At 53.6% G+C, this 17932-nt stretch carries 9 protein-coding genes, 1 tRNA gene and 3 rRNA genes; 7 read left to right on the forward strand and 6 right to left on the reverse strand.

Translation table 11 applies throughout. The annotated features are described in order from the left end of the window. Nucleotides 1-18: 18 nt before the first annotated feature. The 3 genes from BWI76_RS03435 to BWI76_RS03445 all read right to left on the reverse strand — a co-directional run bounded on the left by BWI76_RS03435 (nucleotide 19) and on the right by BWI76_RS03445 (nucleotide 4420). Complete coding sequence (locus BWI76_RS03435) at nucleotides 19-1122, reverse strand: mandelate racemase/muconate lactonizing enzyme family protein (protein ID WP_004133471.1); 1104 nt, start codon at nucleotides 1120-1122, stop codon at nucleotides 19-21. A 52-nt stretch (nucleotides 1123-1174) separates the two neighbouring features. Beyond that, nucleotides 1175-2626: an MFS transporter gene (locus BWI76_RS03440; protein ID WP_004133470.1), complete on the reverse strand. Its 1452-nt coding sequence runs from the start codon at nucleotides 2624-2626 to the stop codon at nucleotides 1175-1177. Nucleotides 2627-2770: 144 nt separating this feature from the next. Then, nucleotides 2771-4420 carry a hypothetical protein gene (locus BWI76_RS03445; RefSeq protein ID WP_064371499.1) on the reverse strand — a complete coding sequence of 550 codons (1650 nt, stop codon included), beginning with the start codon at nucleotides 4418-4420 and terminating at the stop codon, nucleotides 2771-2773. Nucleotides 4421-4986: 566 nt separating this feature from the next. On the opposite strand from BWI76_RS03445, the gene BWI76_RS03450 reads away from it, so the two are divergent. Further along, entirely contained in the window at nucleotides 4987-6351 is a 1365-nt protein-coding gene (locus tag BWI76_RS03450) for an MFS transporter (protein WP_004133468.1), read from the forward strand. A 41-nt stretch (nucleotides 6352-6392) separates the two neighbouring features. Here the strand turns inward: BWI76_RS03450 and BWI76_RS03455 are convergent, their stop codons facing one another. Both BWI76_RS03455 and BWI76_RS03460 read right to left on the reverse strand, forming a co-directional pair. Beyond that, a complete protein-coding gene (locus tag BWI76_RS03455) occupies nucleotides 6393-7736 on the reverse strand; it encodes an OprD family outer membrane porin (protein ID WP_049085958.1) in 1344 nt (447 codons plus the stop codon). An 84-nt stretch (nucleotides 7737-7820) separates the two neighbouring features. Continuing rightward, nucleotides 7821-8600, reverse strand: a complete 780-nt coding sequence (locus BWI76_RS03460; RefSeq protein WP_049085957.1) for a histidine phosphatase family protein — start codon at nucleotides 8598-8600, stop codon at nucleotides 7821-7823. A gap of 494 nt (nucleotides 8601-9094) precedes the next feature. Between BWI76_RS03460 and surE the strand changes: the two genes are divergently transcribed. Further along, on the forward strand, nucleotides 9095-9970 hold the full coding sequence (gene surE / locus BWI76_RS03465; protein WP_004108710.1) for a 5'/3'-nucleotidase SurE: 876 nt from the start codon (nucleotides 9095-9097) through the stop codon (nucleotides 9968-9970). Nucleotides 9971-10036: 66 nt separating this feature from the next. On the opposite strand, the gene BWI76_RS03470 is transcribed toward surE, so the two are convergent. Then, nucleotides 10037-11161 (reverse strand): cupin domain-containing protein, encoded by a 1125-nt coding sequence (locus BWI76_RS03470; RefSeq protein WP_004133465.1) that lies wholly within the window; start codon nucleotides 11159-11161, stop codon nucleotides 10037-10039. A gap of 602 nt (nucleotides 11162-11763) precedes the next feature. Between BWI76_RS03470 and BWI76_RS03480 the strand changes: the two genes are divergently transcribed. From BWI76_RS03480 to BWI76_RS03500, 5 genes are all read left to right on the forward strand, one after another. After that, nucleotides 11764-13303 (forward strand): 16S ribosomal RNA (locus BWI76_RS03480). Between the two features lie 85 nt (nucleotides 13304-13388). Continuing rightward, nucleotides 13389-13464, forward strand: a tRNA-Glu gene (locus tag BWI76_RS03485). A 190-nt stretch (nucleotides 13465-13654) separates the two neighbouring features. Continuing rightward, nucleotides 13655-16560: ribosomal RNA gene (locus BWI76_RS03490) — 23S ribosomal RNA — on the forward strand. A gap of 68 nt (nucleotides 16561-16628) precedes the next feature. Next, nucleotides 16629-16744: ribosomal RNA gene (gene rrf, locus BWI76_RS03495) — 5S ribosomal RNA — on the forward strand. Together the 16S, 23S and 5S rRNA genes with 1 tRNA gene alongside form the textbook arrangement of a ribosomal RNA operon. Before the next feature lie 857 nt (nucleotides 16745-17601). Further along, nucleotides 17602-17919 carry a hypothetical protein gene (locus BWI76_RS03500; RefSeq protein WP_004133081.1) on the forward strand — a complete coding sequence of 106 codons (318 nt, stop codon included), beginning with the start codon at nucleotides 17602-17604 and terminating at the stop codon, nucleotides 17917-17919. Nucleotides 17920-17932 lie beyond the last annotated feature (13 nt).

The following is a 17932-nucleotide window of genomic DNA, read 5'->3' on the forward strand; positions in this document are numbered from 1 at the left end:
TTTCCCCTCACTGCGTGGTTAGATTTTGTGGGTTGCGAGGTAATCACGATCGAGAATAATGCCGTGGCCCGGCCGTTCGCTCGGTACGTAGTAGCCGTCCACCTCTTCGCCCGCTTCGGCGATGATGCGCAGATCTTTCCAGCGCCCGCCGTCGGTCATCTCGGCGTATGAGATATTCGGCACCGTCGCCAGCAGGCTGGCGCTGAGCTCCATGACAAAATGCGGCGTCATCGGCAGGTTGTGCGCGCGGGCGACGGCGGCGATATCCAGATAGCCGGTGATCCCGCCGACGCGGCCGAGATCCGCCTGGATGTAATCCGCGCTGCCGCTCTCGATGTACTGCGTAAACTGGTTTAAGTTATAGACGTTTTCTCCCAGCGCGATAGGCGTGGCGCTGCGTTCGCGCAGCCGCAGGTGGCCGGCGATATCGTCGGAGGGCATCGGCTCCTCAATCCACAGCAGGTTGAGCGGTTCGAACAGCTTGAAAGCGCGCAGCGCCTGCGGGAAGTTCCAGCCCTGGTTGGCGTCCACTGCCAGCGGGAAGCCCGGCACCGCCTCCTGAATCTTACGCAGCCGCTCCACGTCCTCCTCCAGCGTCGGTTTGCCCACTTTCACTTTCGCCGCCAGGTAGCCGGTGCTTTTCCAGCGTTTGACCTGGTCAATCACTTCCTCAATGGACAGATGCAGGTTAATGCCGCTGCCGTACAGCGGAACGCGATCGCGCACGCGGCCAAGAATGTCGATAATCGGCGCGTTGAGGGTTTTGCCTAGCAGGTCCCAATAGGCGATATCCAGCGCCGCCAGGGCATGGGTGGTGACGCCCGCGCCGCCGACGTCGTGTACGTGTTTATATGAGCGATGCCACAGGCCGCGCGGGGAGAGCGGCTGGCCAATAACGTCAGGGATAATCTCGGCAATCAGCGCAGAGATGGTTTTCCCGCACCAGCCGGAAGTGTGGCTAAAGCCGGTGCCAACGTGGCCGTTTGAACCGTAGACGTCAACAATCGCCACTTCGATATCGGTGACGTGGTGAATTTGATCCCCCCACGGGCCTTCCGGCAGCGGAACGCGGGCGGTCATCAGTTCGATATTTTCAATCACGGGCATTTTTGTGCTGTTCATTTGATTCCTTCCTTTATGGGTTCAGCGGGGGCCGCCCCTGCGGCCCGGGCGGTTAATGTTTGGAGGCCGGGGATTCATGACCCTCCAGGGCGATTGCCGGGCTGGCGTCATGCTCTCGATCGTTCTCGTCGCCCACCGCATGGCCGAAGACTTCCGGTAGCAGGAAGATGGAGGCGAGGAAGGCGCAGAACGGCGCGATAGCGATAATCATCGAGGCGATGGGTACGCCGACCGCTTCAAACAGGGCCGGGAAGACCAGGGTGGTAACGAAGGCGGTGACCTTGACGATGGTGTAGCCGATGCCGGAGGCCACGCCGCGATAGCGCGGTTTTGCCACCAGCGAGATCACCGTCATGCCGCTTTCGGAGTCCCAGTAGTGGCCCCACAGCATCAGCGCCGCGCCGAAGATGATAAATGCGAAGCTGCTGCTGTAGACGCCCCACGCCGAAATTGAGATGCCGATGGTGACCAGCAGGAAGCCGTATTTGCTCAGCCCCTTATGCCCGAGCTTCGGCAACAGCAGCGGGCCGACAAACGCCGAGAGCGCGGCGATACAGTTCACCGCCAGCAGGGCGAGGTTATTCTGGATCTGCCCGGAAATCCCGATGGTGACGAGGATCAGCGGCAGGAAGAAGGAGAAGGCGTAGTTTTCAAACGACTGCACGGCGCAGGAGAACCAGCCGAACAGGGTGGTGCGGCGGGTAAAGGGACGACGGAACAGATCGTGCAGCGTCTCTTTGAGCGTCGGGTCGGCGATGGTGACGTTTTCATTGGGCAGAATGTCGTCCAGTAGACGGCCATCCTGTTCGCCGTAATAGTCACGGGAGGCTTTTTTCGCTTCGATAAAGCGGCCGCGTTCGACGAACCACGCCGGCGTCTCCGGCAGCTCCCGACGCATAAACAGCAGCAGGCAGGCCGGGATCGCCGGGACCGCCAGCACGATGCGCCAGATCATATCCGGGTGAACATCAAGCGCCACCAGCGTGGTGACCAGCAGAATGGCGGCGATAATCCCCAGCGCGAACATAAACTGCCAGCGGTTGGCCATCACTTCGCGCTTGCCCTTCGGCATCACCTCCATAATGTAGGTAAAGCCGTTAGCCACGTCCGCGCCCACCGGGATCCCGGCGAGGCAGCGAATAATCGCCAGCCAGTACATATTGGGCGCCAGGCCCTGAAGAACGGCGAAGATCGCGAACAGGATCATCGACCAGAGGAAAATTTTACGCCGTCCGAGCTTATCGGTCAGCCAGCCGCCGAGCAGCGCGCCGACCACCGCGCCAAGCTGGGTGCCGGCGGCGGTAAAACCGAGCAGCCAGCTGCTGGGCTCATAAATATCTTTCAGGGCGAATAAAATAAACGCCATGGAATAAATATCCCATGACTCAATTAATAATGCGGTGATCATTAGCCATCCCGCTTTGGTGCAGCCGGGGGCCTCCTGCTGATCGAGCCGTTTCTTTGCCTTCTGGATAATAAATTCAATATGTTGCTGCTGATACATATAATCCTCTCTTATCCGGGCAGGCGGAGGGCCCGCCCGGACAGATGCGCGTTGATCCGCTCTTTATGGACGATAAAGAGACGAATGCAGCGGATGTTTGTCAGGATCGCTAACAACGTAAAAATTACATAAGCGAATCAGTTGTTATTTCATTAATAAATGCGCATCGCCTGCGATAAAGACTTTCATATTTTGCGTCAGCGCCTGGGCAATAAAGGCGTTCAGCACTTCGGATAACACCTCCTCTTCTACATAAGCCAGACTGAGATGGTTGCTCTGATGGCCCGCCATTAAATCATCGCGCGAAACCCCGTCGAGAACGGCGTTGAGTAACGGCCACTCGTAGTTGGTTGCCCGGCGGCGGCGTTCGAATTCGTCATGCGGCAGTTCGACGGCGGTGCCGGTGCCGATATGCAGGATCACCTGAGTGCCTTCGTAGTGCGCGCGCGCCCAGATAAAGCGTCCGGCTTTACCCTGCCCGGCAATGGTCGAGCCGCCGTAGGGGAAGAACATCGCCGGCTGGCGATAGCCGGTGGCCCCGGCGATCCCGCCCTTCAGATGGGCGAACGGCACCGCGCCGGAGATCTCCAGATCCCAGTAGAACGTGCCGTTGTATTCGCTACCCCAGCGGATATCGTGAAGGGTGGTTTCACTCGCCATGCCCAGCGCGCCGAGCAGCTTCGCCAGCATCACCTGCGGGATGGCGCTGCCCATATCCACCTCGTTGATGCAGGGGATCGGCGCGTCCGGACAGACGATCTCGCCGTTCTCATCCGGGATCGGGAAACGTTCCGCGTTGCCGATGGCGCCTTCGGCAAAATCCGAGGCGGCGCAGCTGTCTTTGAGCCCCTGCTGATACTGCACGCCCACCGCCGTCAGGCCGAAGCGTTTCACGAAGCGCGCCATGGCGATCATCATCGCGCACTGTTCCAGCACCTGCTCCCGGGTCAGATCCTTCGCCCCGTCGGCGCCGAACCGGAAGCGCATGTCGCGGGTCTCATACCAGTCGAGACAGGCTTCGCGCAGGTCGGTCGGCACTTTGTTCATTTCAACCAGCAGCGCCGATTGCGACAGCGACTCCACCGGCATCCCTACGTCGATCATCGCTTTTTGCGGGAACACGCCGTTGATCATCCCCATACAGAAAGTATCGAACAGGCCGACAATGGCCTTGTGTTTGAGGATCGACTGCCCAACCTTCACGCCAATCTGTCCGGCTTCGCTGGCCAGCAGCGGCGCGCTGGGCGCGACCGGATGCAGATAGCCGAGCTTATGGCTGAGATGGCCGTCGCGCAGCCAGGTGTCCAGGCCGCGAATAAACGCCTCGTCGGCGAAGGTTTCCGACCACAGCCGCGAGTAGTTGCGCTCCAGGCTGGTGAGGCAGCCTGCCATACAGAGCATGCCGACGAGGCCCGGCCAGGTGCCGTCAAAATTGGCGAGCAGCAAAATAGGGCCGCGATGATGTACCAGCGAAGGAGCAAGATGATGGGAGTATTGCCAGGCGGTAAGCAGGACAATAATCGGCGCATCCGGATCGATCCCGGCGAACAGCTCGCTGCCCTCTTTCTGGCTGCTGATAAACCCGTGACCGCGCCGCTCGTTGACCGGATGGGCGCGGCGCAGGCTATAGCCTAATGTTTCCAGCGCCGTTTCCAGGCGCTGTTCAAACTGCTTCTGCGTGGGCCAGCAGGTGACGTTAGCCGGTTCGCGGAGATCCGCATTGGTCACCATCAACACTTCGCCTGGCTGCGGGGTAATAAGTTCGGCTTCCGCGGGTAACGTTAAATTCAGCATGTGAATTTCTCCTGTAGGGGATAGGTCGCTTAGTTATCGTTGAGCGTGCTGCGCCGGGGTAAGCGCGGCATCAATCGCTTTATTGCTGGCTAATTTCTTTGGCTAACTCGAATTAGCAAGTTAGGTCAAAAAAAAGACAGGAACAAACTCTTTACCGGGGATTTGTGATGGCTATCAATGTGAAATTATTAACTTATTAATATTTAACTCTTTATTTTAAACGTGAGGTCAGGTGACCGGGAACGCTTGCTGAGGCGGCATCAAGGCGGGCAGAAAAGCGGGCGGGAAGCGAAGCGGGGACGGTAAATCAGCGTTTAATATTTAATAAATTGAATTTAATGAATTATTTGCGTTATGTCTTGAGCGATATGTCTCGCGGCGCTGGCGCGGGTGTTAAAATTTAACCGATCCTGGTCACACTCTTTTAGCATTTACGTTGTGAATCTCTGTCTCTTGTTATAATTAGCTAATTCGAGTTAGCTTGCCGGCGATTTTCCCACGCCAACGATGTGTTAGCCAGGCGCTGCCCGACTTAACAATAATGATTCAGGACAGAGGATTTAATGATGACTATGCTTACCTCGCCCGCCATGACCCCTGCAAAAAATGAACAAACATCGCAACAAACCCATGAAAGAAGAAAGCTGCTCACCGTGCTGGGCTCCGGTCTCTCCGGCACAACGATTGAGTTCTATGACTTTTTTATCTACGGCACCGCCGCCGCGCTGGTGTTTCCGTCGCTGTTTTTTCCTAACCTCTCGCCGCTGATGGCGCTGCTGGTATCTTTCCTGACGCTGTCGATTACTTTCGTCAGCCGGCCCATCGGGGCCATCGTATTTGGCCACTACGGGGATAAGATCGGCCGCAAAAAATCGCTGGTTCTGTCGCTGATGATTATGGGTATTTCGACTTTTTTCATAGGCTTAATCCCCAGCTACAACACCATAGGCAACGCCGCGCCGCTGATACTTATCTTTTTGCGCCTCTGCCAGGGCTTTGCCATCGGCGGCGAATGGGGTGGGGCGACGACGCTGATCACCGAGTATGCGCCGCGCCATCGCCGGGGCTTTTTCGGCACTTTTGTTCAGTTGGGCAACGTGCTTGGCTTGTTTATCGCCACCGGCGTTTTTGCGCTGGTGGTGATGCTGCCGGAGGAGGACCTGATGTCATGGGGCTGGCGCGTGCCTTTCCTGTTAAGCATCGCGCTGCTGTTCGTCGGGATGTTTATCCGCTCAAGGATCGAAGAGACGCCGGTGTTTCAGGAGAATCAGAAACAGCAGCAGAACGCGCCGAAAGCGGCGGAGCAGAAGTTTCCTATTCTCACCGTGCTCAAACATCACCGTAAAGCGGTATTCCTGGCGATGGGTATGCGCATGGGGGAGATTGTTCTGGGCTGGCTGACGGTGGCATTCTTTATGTCCTACGTGACCCGGGAACTCAACTTTACTCGCGAAACGGCGCTGAACGGGCTGCTGCTGGCCAGTTTTGTCGGCATTTTTACCTTTCCGTTCTTCGGCTGGCTTTCCGATAAAATTGGCCGCCGACCGGTCTATCTGGCCGGCGCCGCTATCACGCTGATCTTTGCCTTCCCGCTGTTCTGGATGATCGACTCCGGCTCGGTGAAGATGTTTATGTTCGCCACCACCTTCTGCTATTCCGTGGGGCTGGGCATGATGTTCAGCGTCCAGCCGGCCTTCTTTTCGGAGCTTTTTGACACCAGCGTGCGCTATACCGGCGTGTCGCTCGGCTTCCAGCTGGCGAATATCGTCGGCGGCTTAACGCCGATGATCGGTACCTTGCTGCTGGTGTGGTCCGGCGGCGCATCGTGGCCCATCTCGCTGTTTCTCGCCTGCATGGCGCTGATTACCATCCTGTGCGTCTGCGTGACGCGGGAAAGCTATAACGATGAGCTTAATGAGGTGAAGAAGTAGCCGGGGAGGGTTGCCCCGCCATGAGCGGCGGGGCGGGCGTATCAGAACAGATTAAATTTATATTCGATAATCACTTCCGAAGAGAGCGAATTGGCCCGGCTGTAATGGCCGTCGGTGAGCACCGGCGTTTTGCCATTCATCTTATAGGACCAGCCCGGTCCGAACATCGCCCAGACGGTGAGATTTTTCAGTCTTGGGTGCGTCGGTACCCAGCGGCTGAAGGCGTTAATTTCCCCGGTACGGACGTGGTTGCCGCGGTAGTTAAACTGGGCGATGTTGCCGGCGAGACCGATCGCCAGCTCCGGCGTCAGGTTATAGTCCGACATATTAGAGAGAACCAGTTCACCGTCGCGCATATAGTCGTTGCCGGCATAGGCCATTGAGATAAAGGTTCCGCGCGAGTTTTTACTCATATGGCGCGGGTAGAAGCCTACTTCATTGGCCTTGTTCGCATCGGTATAGCCCAGACCCCACTTGGTGCTCCAGTTGTCCGCCTGCCACTTCACATCCATGGCGATGTGCCAGGCGTCGTCGTCAAAGTCACGCTTATTCGCCGGCATCGCTTTATACTCGTCCAGCGCGTGAGTGGCGTAGACCTGAGTTCCGATGTTCAGCGCTTTTATCGGCTTAATATTGGTGAACAGAATATGGCGGCGCAGATAGTTGTTGCTTTCACCATAGCCGTACTGCATGTTCAGGTGCTCGCTTTGCCACAGAATATCGCCGCTGGCGATATGGTTAATATACTGCCCGCTGTTGGTCTGGAAGCGTTTCTTATCCGGCGAGTTACGATCCATCGCGCTTTCGATGTACGCGCCGCGCAGCGTGAAGGGGCCGTAGTTCACCGCGCCAGTCCAGCCCAAATAGGTGGTCGGGGAGAGGCGGGTCGAGTTGGAGATGACGCCAAAGTTTTTCATCGTCTGCCAGCCCCAGCGGGCGTTCAGTTGAGTGTCCGCCAGGCGATACTGCAGCTTGATGTTGCGTTGACCGAATTTGGAAAAGCCCTCAGCGTTGCTCTTTTTATTCCCGCTGCCGTTGTTATACAGCACGCCGCGGGAGTTAAAGTAATCGCTGGCGCCGAGCTTTACCGCGCCGTAGTAAGTGGCATCAAAGCCAATAATATCGGCAAAATAGCCGGACTGATAATCGACGGCGACGCCCTGACCCCAGGCATTATGGACTTTCTTTGGCTCGGTCTCTTCTTCCTTAAGATATTTCCAGTAGTTTTTAAACGACAAATTCATATGGGACTGGCTGAATAACGGATCGTCGAGCACGGTATCGATATTATCGCGCTCCTTCAGACTGTTAGTGGCCGAAGCTGACCAGGCGCTGGCGGGAATAGCCAGCAGCATAATGGCGACTGTTGTAGTATTGATTTTCATAATAAACCCCAGAGTAGGGACGCAGCGATCCAGGCGAGGTGTTTTCGCCTGAAGTCTGCCGTAATAAATAATTAAGCGTGGGTATTATTTTTTATCGAGAGCCTGTTTTCCGGCGTCGACATATTTCATAGTGCCGATTTCAGGAACGGTATATTTGCCGTCTTTATAAACAATTTTCACCACCGCGGCATTGGCAAGCGGTTTGTTTTTCGCGTTATCGTCGGTTAAATCGGAAATCATAATCTGCATTGCGGTACCGGATGAAATCGCCAGCACGTTTTTATCGCCCCGGGCCTGCGCGTTTTCAACGATAGTGTGCAGCGCTGCCTGGGTACGGGTTTTTATCTGCTGATAGTTTTCCGCCATGCCTTTGGGATCGGCTGCTGCCAGCGCATTCTGGTTGGTATCGACGGCCAGGGTGCCCGCTTTCATCTGGCTGAACAGCGCTGCGCCATCTTTAAGCCCCAGCTGTTTAGCGCCGGCATCGGCCATATCTTTGTTATAGCCGCCTTCAAAACCGCCGAAGAAGGCTTCTCGCAGGCCGCTTAGCTCGGTAAGTTTGTAATCACTTACTCCGGCTTGCTTAAGGATCACCTGCATGGTTTCACGCTGACGTCCGGCATCGCTGGAATAGAAGCTATCAAACGGAATACCTTTAAGCCCCTCGCCGAGATAACGAGCGACGCGAATGCCGTCTTCGGTAAGCGGGGAGTCCACCCAACCCTGCACGCGGTCAAACGTATTCAGCAGCGTTTTGCCATGACGGGCGAAATAGATATTCACGCCATCATCGTTTTTAACTTCCGCCGCAGAGCAGGTTGCCGCGCCTGCCGCCATCATTAATGCTATTAGCCACTTCTTCATATAACGCTCCACCTGAATGGTCTTTTTATAAGCAAAAAAAAACCTACGTCAGATATTCGACGCGAAGCATAAATAAGGTTATGTTCGCTCGAACTCGATGACGTAGGTTTCGCCTGTTCTAAACAGTAACAATCCAACAAGGGCGACGTTAGCACTAATTATGCAAAAAGACATCCTCTATTTATTATTAATGTCAATAAATGTGATCGTCTTCATGCAGGTAATTTTGCTGATTGAGTTGTATCTTAAGTTTAATTTTCAGATTAATTGGTAATTTTTGGCTTAAATAATTATTGAGGATTGATCTCCGTCACAAAATAATGATGTCTGCTCTGGACTCTGCCGCGCACTGGCGTTATTTTCGCTGCACTCTGGGATTGTTACTGACCACAGGCAAAACCTAAGACCCCTGTCCGCCAATGAGGCGTGCGGCAGGAGTCTTAGGTTTTTTTTTGCGCCGAAGAAATACCTCTGCTACCCAACAAGGAGTGATGATGAGAACGAAAATCCTGACTGCCGCCATTCTGGCGTTATCTGCCGCTGGCGTACAGGCTGCTGAAAAACCGTTGAAAATACTGCTGGTTAACGACGATGGCTGCCAGTCTGTGGGAACCACATCGCTGCAGGAAAAACTGGCGGCCAAAGGGTATGACGTCTGGATGGTGGCGCCGGCAACGAATCAGAGCGGGATCGGGTCGGCAATTACCTTTAAGACGGGTAAAGTTTTTGATGTCAAAAAAGCCGCTGATAAACGCTACTGCTTCCCCGGAACCCCTGCCGATGCGCTGGATTTTGGCCTGTGGGGCGTCCTGAAAGACGCGCCGCCGGATCTGGTGATTTCGGGCGTCAACGATGGTCCCAATACCGGTATGGCGCAGGTTAACTCCGGTACCGTGAGCGCCGCGGCTCGCGCCATTCGCTATGGCTTCCCGGCGATTGCCGCCAGTATTGGCTACCGATTCACGGAAGAAGAGATGAAGAACAAATGGCCGAGCACGCATAAGTACTGGCCTGACTCGGTGGATTACGTCGTTTCGCTGGTCGATAAACTTAACGCCGCGCATAAACCGGGAAGCCCGATTTTGCCGCAAGGGTCCGGTTTGAGCATTAACTATCCGCCGCTGCCGTCGGCTGAAATTAAGGGCGTTCATTATATTGAGAATGAACAGTTCCCCGCGCCACAGATTGGTTATGAACTGCTGGCGGACGGCACCGCAAAACAGACGATGAATCCGGAAGCGATAAAACCGGCGGAAGGGGATAATGACTCGGGCTGGCTGAACAAGGGGTATATTACTTACACCCTGTTTGATGGCTCATGGAACGCGCCGCAGTTCCAGGCGCAGTATGAGACGCTGCTCGGAAAATAATGCCGTAGTGATATAAAAGAAGAAGGCGCTATTCGCGCCTTCTTTATATGAACCGATGATGAAGCGCTATTCGTCGAAGAACCAATAGCCCTGGTTAATCAAACGGGTCAGCTCGGCGATAAAGGCCGGATTGCGCAGCGCGCGCTCGCCTAGCTCATCCTTACCCAGCAGGGTATAGCGGCACAGCGCATCCAGAGCCGCAGGTTCGGTTGGCTCCAACTGTTCACTATTGACAAAAAAGTCATCGCCGATGTGCAGTACCCGCAGGCCGCTCAGGCGAGTCAGCATTTCGCCTCCCTCCAGCGCGTCGACAATCTCTTCTTCTGCATAAGGCGGTTCAGCTGGCGCAATATCCAGCTCGTGGCGCGGCGTGGTAGCAAATCGTCCAAACCACTGACGGAAATCTTCCGGCTGGCTAATCATCTCGATCATCATGCCGCGCAGACGTTCCAGTTCATACTCTTCAACCCGGCCCGGATGTTCGCGGCAGGTTAAATCTGGATCGCTGTAGTGCTCGCCGCCGAGATCGTTTTCCAGCGCGTAATCGGCAAAGCTGCTGATCAAATCGCGGCCGTTTGGCCCGCGGAAGCCGACGGAGTAGTTCAGCGCCGTTTCGTGAGTGATTCCGTCGTGCGGGAATCCCGGCGGAATGTACAGAATATCGCCAGGCTCCAGATCCTCATCAATAATCGGCGGGAACGGGTCGACGTGCAGCAGCGCCGGATGCGGGCAGAACTGACGCATCGGCAGCTTATCGCCCACGCGCCAGCGGCGGCTACCCATGCCCTGAATAATAAAGACATCATACTGGTCGATGTGCGGGCCCACGCCGCCGCCCGGTACGGAAAAGGAGATCATCAGGTCATCTAAACGCCAGTCCGGCAGTACGCGGAAAGGGCGCACCAGCTCAGCGGCGGGCATATGCCAGTGGTTTACCGCCTGAGCCAATAGCGACCAGCCGGTTTCGCCCAGACCATCAAAATGTTCAAACGGGCCGTTGCTGGCCTGCCATTGACCGTTCTTGAGGCTCACCAGTCGACTATCGACCTCCGGTTCCATGGCCAGCCCGGCCAGTTCATCCGGGGTAATCGGATCGACGAAATTCGCAAAAGCCTTCTTTAATACCACCGGCTGCTTTTGCCAGTACTTTTCTAAAAACTCCGGCCAGTTAATGTTGAGTTGATAAGCCATAGGTTCATACCAATAAGAAGAAACGGGCCTGATTATAGAAATAGGCACCCTTATGCCGCTTTGTCATGGGTCAAGGCTGGTGCTTAATTCATCATTTGACGTAACGGCATGCGATAGAGGGGCGATCGACTGGCGAATATCGTTGATTTTCGCAAAAGTTCGTTTTTGACTGAAATGCCCTACAGGCAGCATGGCGTCTGGGTTTTCTCGATTTTGAGTAACGGGCGCGGGGTGCGAAAAGTTTAAATTATGAGCGTTTGATAAGTTTTTTGTATTTTAAGGGTTGCTATATCCCGGGAGCTCCCTATAATGCGCTCCCACTGACACGGCAGATGTGAATCACTTCACAAACAACCCGGTCGGTTGAAGAGAAAAAATCCTGAAATAACGGGTTGACTCTGAAAGAGGAAAGCGTAATATACGCCACCTCGCAACGGTGAGCGAAAGCCGCGTTGCACTGCTCTTTAACAATTTATCAGACAATCTGTGTGGGCACTCAAAGTGACATGGATTCTTAACGTCTTCGGACGAAAAATGAATACCAAGTCTCTGAGTGAACATACGTAATTCATTACGAAGTTTAATTCACGAGCATCAAACTTAAATTGAAGAGTTTGATCATGGCTCAGATTGAACGCTGGCGGCAGGCCTAACACATGCAAGTCGAACGGTAGCACAGAGAGCTTGCTCTCGGGTGACGAGTGGCGGACGGGTGAGTAATGTCTGGGAAACTGCCTGATGGAGGGGGATAACTACTGGAAACGGTAGCTAATACCGCATAACGTCGCAAGACCAAAGAGGGGGACCTTCGGGCCTCTTGCCATCAGATGTGCCCAGATGGGATTAGCTAGTAGGTGGGGTAACGGCTCACCTAGGCGACGATCCCTAGCTGGTCTGAGAGGATGACCAGCCACACTGGAACTGAGACACGGTCCAGACTCCTACGGGAGGCAGCAGTGGGGAATATTGCACAATGGGCGCAAGCCTGATGCAGCCATGCCGCGTGTATGAAGAAGGCCTTCGGGTTGTAAAGTACTTTCAGCGGGGAGGAAGGCGATAAGGTTAATAACCTTGTCGATTGACGTTACCCGCAGAAGAAGCACCGGCTAACTCCGTGCCAGCAGCCGCGGTAATACGGAGGGTGCAAGCGTTAATCGGAATTACTGGGCGTAAAGCGCACGCAGGCGGTCTGTCAAGTCGGATGTGAAATCCCCGGGCTCAACCTGGGAACTGCATTCGAAACTGGCAGGCTGGAGTCTTGTAGAGGGGGGTAGAATTCCAGGTGTAGCGGTGAAATGCGTAGAGATCTGGAGGAATACCGGTGGCGAAGGCGGCCCCCTGGACAAAGACTGACGCTCAGGTGCGAAAGCGTGGGGAGCAAACAGGATTAGATACCCTGGTAGTCCACGCTGTAAACGATGTCGACTTGGAGGTTGTTCCCTTGAGGAGTGGCTTCCGGAGCTAACGCGTTAAGTCGACCGCCTGGGGAGTACGGCCGCAAGGTTAAAACTCAAATGAATTGACGGGGGCCCGCACAAGCGGTGGAGCATGTGGTTTAATTCGATGCAACGCGAAGAACCTTACCTACTCTTGACATCCAGAGAACTTAGCAGAGATGCTTTGGTGCCTTCGGGAACTCTGAGACAGGTGCTGCATGGCTGTCGTCAGCTCGTGTTGTGAAATGTTGGGTTAAGTCCCGCAACGAGCGCAACCCTTATCCTTTGTTGCCAGCGGTCCGGCCGGGAACTCAAAGGAGACTGCCAGTGATAAACTGGAGGAAGGTGGGGATGACGTCAAGTCATCATGGCCCTTACGAGTAGGGCTACACACGTGCTACAATGGCATATACAAAGAGAAGCGACCTCGCGAGAGCAAGCGGACCTCATAAAGTATGTCGTAGTCCGGATTGGAGTCTGCAACTCGACTCCATGAAGTCGGAATCGCTAGTAATCGTGGATCAGAATGCCACGGTGAATACGTTCCCGGGCCTTGTACACACCGCCCGTCACACCATGGGAGTGGGTTGCAAAAGAAGTAGGTAGCTTAACCTTCGGGAGGGCGCTTACCACTTTGTGATTCATGACTGGGGTGAAGTCGTAACAAGGTAACCGTAGGGGAACCTGCGGTTGGATCACCTCCTTACCTGAAAGAACCTGCCTTTGTAGTGTCCACACAGATTGTCTGATGAAAAATAAATAGCAAGGCGTCTTGCGATTGAGACTTCAGTGTCCCCTTCGTCTAGAGGCCCAGGACACCGCCCTTTCACGGCGGTAACAGGGGTTCGAATCCCCTAGGGGACGCCACTTGCTGGTTCGTGAGTGAAAGTCACCTGCCTTAATATCTCAAAACTCATCTTCGGGTGACGTTTGAGATATTTGCTCTTTAAAAATCTGGATCAAGCTGAAAATTGAAACGACACACAGCTAATGTGTGTTCGAGTCTCTCAAATTTTCGCGACACGAAGATGTTTTACGAAACATCTTCGGGTTGTGAGGTTAAGCGACTAAGCGTACACGGTGGATGCCCTGGCAGTCAGAGGCGATGAAGGACGTGCTAATCTGCGAAAAGCGTCGGTAAGGTGATATGAACCGTTATAGCCGGCGATGTCCGAATGGGGAAACCCAGTGCAATTCGTTGCACTATCGTTAACTGAATACATAGGTTAACGAGGCGAACCGGGGGAACTGAAACATCTAAGTACCCCGAGGAAAAGAAATCAACCGAGATTCCCCCAGTAGCGGCGAGCGAACGGGGAGCAGCCCGGAGTCTGAATCAGCTTGTGTGTTAGTGGAAGCGTCTGGAAAGTCGCAGGGTACAGGGTGATACTCCCGTACACTAAAACACACAGGCTGTGAACTCGAAGAGTAGGGCGGGACACGTGGTATCCTGTCTGAATATGGGGGGACCATCCTCCAAGGCTAAATACTCCTGACTGACCGATAGTGAACCAGTACCGTGAGGGAAAGGCGAAAAGAACCCCGGCGAGGGGAGTGAAAAAGAACCTGAAACCGTGTACGTACAAGCAGTAGGAGCCTCTTTATGGGGTGACTGCGTACCTTTTGTATAATGGGTCAGCGACTTATATTCTGTAGCAAGGTTAACCGTATAGGGGAGCCGCAGGGAAACCGAGTCTTAACTGGGCGTTAAGTTGCAGGGTATAGACCCGAAACCCGGTGATCTAGCCATGGGCAGGTTGAAGGTTGGGTAACACTAACTGGAGGACCGAACCGACTAATGTTGAAAAATTAGCGGATGACTTGTGGCTGGGGGTGAAAGGCCAATCAAACCGGGAGATAGCTGGTTCTCCCCGAAAGCTATTTAGGTAGCGCCTCGTGAACTCATCTTCGGGGGTAGAGCACTGTTTCGGCTAGGGGGTCATCCCGACTTACCAACCCGATGCAAACTACGAATACCGAAGAATGTTATCACGGGAGACACACGGCGGGTGCTAACGTCCGTCGTGAAGAGGGAAACAACCCAGACCGCCAGCTAAGGTCCCAAAGTCATGGTTAAGTGGGAAACGATGTGGGAAGGCCCAGACAGCCAGGATGTTGGCTTAGAAGCAGCCATCATTTAAAGAAAGCGTAATAGCTCACTGGTCGAGTCGGCCTGCGCGGAAGATGTAACGGGGCTAAACCATGCACCGAAGCTGCGGCAGCGACACTATGTGTTGTTGGGTAGGGGAGCGTTCTGTAAGCCGTTGAAGGTGGCCTGTGAGGGTTGCTGGAGGTATCAGAAGTGCGAATGCTGACATAAGTAACGATAATGCGGGTGAAAAACCCGCACGCCGGAAGACCAAGGGTTCCTGTCCAACGTTAATCGGGGCAGGGTGAGTCGACCCCTAAGGCGAGGCCGAAAGGCGTAGTCGATGGGAAACAGGTTAATATTCCTGTACTCGGTGTTACTGCGAAGGGGGGACGGAGAAGGCTATGTTGGCCGGGCGACGGTTGTCCCGGTTTAAGCATGTAGGCGGATGTTCCAGGTAAATCCGGAACGTTATTAACGCTGAGGTGTGATGACGAGGCACTACGGTGCTGAAGTGACAAATGCCCTGCTTCCAGGAAAAGCCTCTAAGCATCAGGTAACATCAAATCGTACCCCAAACCGACACAGGTGGTCAGGTAGAGAATACCAAGGCGCTTGAGAGAACTCGGGTGAAGGAACTAGGCAAAATGGTGCCGTAACTTCGGGAGAAGGCACGCTGATACCAGGTGAAGTGGTTTACCCATGGAGCTGAAATCAGTCGAAGATACCAGCTGGCTGCAACTGTTTATTAAAAACACAGCACTGTGCAAACACGAAAGTGGACGTATACGGTGTGACGCCTGCCCGGTGCCGGAAGGTTAATTGATGGGGTTATCCGTAAGGAGAAGCTCTTGATCGAAGCCCCGGTAAACGGCGGCCGTAACTATAACGGTCCTAAGGTAGCGAAATTCCTTGTCGGGTAAGTTCCGACCTGCACGAATGGCGTAATGATGGCCAGGCTGTCTCCACCCGAGACTCAGTGAAATTGAACTCGCTGTGAAGATGCAGTGTACCCGCGGCAAGACGGAAAGACCCCGTGAACCTTTACTATAGCTTGACACTGAACACTGGTCCTTGATGTGTAGGATAGGTGGGAGGCTTTGAAGCGTGGACGCCAGTCTGCGTGGAGCCATCCTTGAAATACCACCCTTTAATGGCTGGTGTTCTAACGTGGGCCCCTAATCGGGGTTGCGGACAGTGTCTGGTGGGTAGTTTGACTGGGGCGGTCTCCTCCTAAAGAGTAACGGAGGAGCACGAAGGTCAGCTAATCCTGGTCGGACATCAGGAGGTTAGTGCAATGGCATAAGCTGGCTTGACTGCGAGCGTGACGGCGCGAGCAGGTGCGAAAGCAGGTCATAGTGATCCGGTGGTTCTGAATGGAAGGGCCATCGCTCAACGGATAAAAGGTACTCCGGGGATAACAGGCTGATACCGCCCAAGAGTTCATATCGACGGCGGTGTTTGGCACCTCGATGTCGGCTCATCACATCCTGGGGCTGAAGTAGGTCCCAAGGGTATGGCTGTTCGCCATTTAAAGTGGTACGCGAGCTGGGTTTAGAACGTCGTGAGACAGTTCGGTCCCTATCTGCCGTGGGCGCTGGAGAATTGAGGGGGGCTGCTCCTAGTACGAGAGGACCGGAGTGGACGCATCACTGGTGTTCGGGTTGTCATGCCAATGGCATTGCCCGGTAGCTAAATGCGGAAGAGATAAGTGCTGAAAGCATCTAAGCACGAAACTTGCCCCGAGATGAGTTCTCCCTGACCCTTTAAGGGTCCTGAAGGAACGTTGAAGACGACGACGTTGATAGGCCGGGTGTGTAAGCGCAGCGATGCGTTGAGCTAACCGGTACTAATGAACCGTGAGGCTTAACCTTACAACGCCGAAGATGTTTTGGCGGATTTGAGAGAAAGATTTTCAGCCTGATACAGATAACAGAATTTGCCTGGCGGCAACAGCGCGGTGGTCCCACCTGACCCCATGCCGAACTCAGAAGTGAAACGCCGTAGCGCCGATGGTAGTGTGGGGTCTCCCCATGTGAGAGTAGGGAACTGCCAGGCATCAATTAAGTGAAGAGCCCATCCTGACGGATGGGCTTTTTGCGTTTTCGTGGCCTGAGAAATTACGGAGAGTGCTATCACGTTACCGACAGCGCTGATGTATTCCAGCCTGAAGCTGGTCATACGCCCTCCCTCCGGTTAAAGCGTGGCTAAGGTATAAAAATGACGCAGCGGGCTGTTTCTTTAGTTTACCTTATGGGACGATTTCGGCCGTTTCAGCAGCTGATATACAGCAATACCTAACATTACCGAACGCATCAGCCGAACGGCTATTGTGATGAGGTATCCGCCGTATTAAAACAGCATTGATTGATATCCCATTGAAAATAAAGTGGTTTTCATGTTTTGTCTGGACTCGCAACGAGAACGATGAATATTGAGGCGAGCCGTCAGGGGAAATGATTATCAGCAGCGATGACGAAAAAAATAGTGCTCTTTCAACCCTTTTTTATTGAGAAATAGCCTGCAAGGAATTTATTTTCTGAATAAAATAACTTTATGAAGGCGGTTTTTATATTGATATATGTTTTATATGAAAATAAAAATGTATATAAAATCGTTTCTTAATATTTAATATGAATTATATTAAGAATATTTCCAGCTTAATTATTAAGTTACTCTAATGTAATCAGGTTAACAAATAGATACGAAACCTCCTCATCATGCCGGGCAGAAGGTATAACCGCTGGACTTTTTCTGCGAAATGACTTAGTGTCCTTAACACTTTGTTAACTCGATCTGGTTTAAGTTAATTCAAATTTGCTAAAAACATAGAGTGCATTGCCTGTATGGAAGCTAACCCGGTAACGTCCTTCGACGGATAATGCATGTTACCGGCTGGCAATATGAGAATATAAATGAAAATTCTGATTAACTGGCCTCCTCTGCGCCAACTAATAAATTATATCCGGGAGCGTTTTACCTTTCTGGTCTTGCTCTGCTGGCCAGCGATCATCTGGCTGGTTTGTCGGGCGCTTGTCTGGTTAACAGATGGACTGATGGTTCTGCTGGGAAAGCCTATCGATCACTCCTTTACCGTGTATCTTCAGCCACTTATGACGCTAAGCGCGCTACTGAGAATTTCCGTCAGCTGGGTGCTGCTGCTGTTTATCCTGTTCAGCATGGCGATGGGGTTCACCTGGGCTTTGCGGCGCTTTATGAATCGAAATAAATAACGCCGATGCTGCG

Origin of the sequence: Klebsiella sp. M5al, assembly GCF_002090195.1 — a bacterium.
Lineage (GTDB): Bacteria > Pseudomonadota > Gammaproteobacteria > Enterobacterales > Enterobacteriaceae > Klebsiella > Klebsiella grimontii.

What these genes read in the sequence shown, in the direction of transcription:
- BWI76_RS03455 (WP_049085958.1), bottom strand. Translation starts at nt 7,736, where the DNA reads ATGAAAATCAATACTACAACAGTCGCCATTATGCTGCTGGCTATTCCC.
- BWI76_RS03470 (WP_004133465.1), bottom strand. Translation starts at nt 11,161, where the DNA reads ATGGCTTATCAACTCAACATTAACTGGCCGGAGTTTTTAGAAAAGTAC.
- BWI76_RS03435 (WP_004133471.1), bottom strand. Translation starts at nt 1,122, where the DNA reads ATGAACAGCACAAAAATGCCCGTGATTGAAAATATCGAACTGATGACC.
- BWI76_RS03445 (WP_064371499.1), bottom strand. Translation starts at nt 4,420, where the DNA reads ATGCTGAATTTAACGTTACCCGCGGAAGCCGAACTTATTACCCCGCAG.
- BWI76_RS03460 (WP_049085957.1), bottom strand. Translation starts at nt 8,600, where the DNA reads ATGAAGAAGTGGCTAATAGCATTAATGATGGCGGCAGGCGCGGCAACC.
- BWI76_RS03440 (WP_004133470.1), bottom strand. Translation starts at nt 2,626, where the DNA reads ATGTATCAGCAGCAACATATTGAATTTATTATCCAGAAGGCAAAGAAA.
- BWI76_RS03500 (WP_004133081.1), top strand. Translation starts at nt 17,602, where the DNA reads ATGAAAATTCTGATTAACTGGCCTCCTCTGCGCCAACTAATAAATTAT.
- surE (WP_004108710.1), top strand. Translation starts at nt 9,095, where the DNA reads ATGAGAACGAAAATCCTGACTGCCGCCATTCTGGCGTTATCTGCCGCT.
- BWI76_RS03450 (WP_004133468.1), top strand. Translation starts at nt 4,987, where the DNA reads ATGACTATGCTTACCTCGCCCGCCATGACCCCTGCAAAAAATGAACAA.